This is a genomic window from Vibrio nigripulchritudo ATCC 27043, assembly GCF_000222685.1.
In the GTDB taxonomy this organism is placed as follows: Bacteria; Pseudomonadota; Gammaproteobacteria; order Enterobacterales; family Vibrionaceae; genus Vibrio; species Vibrio nigripulchritudo.
In genome coordinates, this window is the sequence record NZ_AFWJ01000245.1 from 1 (window position 1) to 484 (window position 484).

Annotated in this window: 1 pseudogene; it reads right to left on the bottom strand. The window is 38.8% G+C overall.

Going from position 1 to position 484, the window contains the following annotated elements:
• Positions 1-390: 390 nt before the first annotated feature.
• Positions 391-484 (bottom strand): annotated as a pseudogene (locus RH89_RS29715) (phosphoadenosine phosphosulfate reductase); the annotation flags it as partial.

A 484-nucleotide genomic window follows, 5' to 3' on the forward strand; every position in this document is an offset into this window, starting at 1 on the left:
GAACTTGGCTTTTCGAGAAGTTTTTCTCTCAAAGCGGAGGTGCATTCTAGCGAGATAATTTGAAGAGTCAAATACTTTTTCAAATTTATTTTCTCAGAAGTTTTTCACCTCTCTGATTCAGCTGAAGCCTTGTGGCGTCTGCCGTGTCAGTGAGGCGGCATTATAGAGACACGAATCACATTGGCAAGCCTTTTTTAGAAAAAAACCGAAAAAAATGCCTTTTTCTTCAAATCTTTTCTAAACGCCTTATTTATCCATATTTTGCCCCAGACTTAACACATGTTATCCACAAAGTTATTCATTTTGGTACAAAAAATGTTCAGCTCTATTTGGACTGAAAAAAGAAAAGCTGCCTAAGCAGCTTTCAATACGTCTATATAAAGGTGGAATTTAGATTCCTGAGCCGTCGCTCTCTCCTTCATCTTCATGGAGACCACATTCACGTTTGAGTCCAAAGAAGCGTGTCTCTTCTTCGCTCATACCA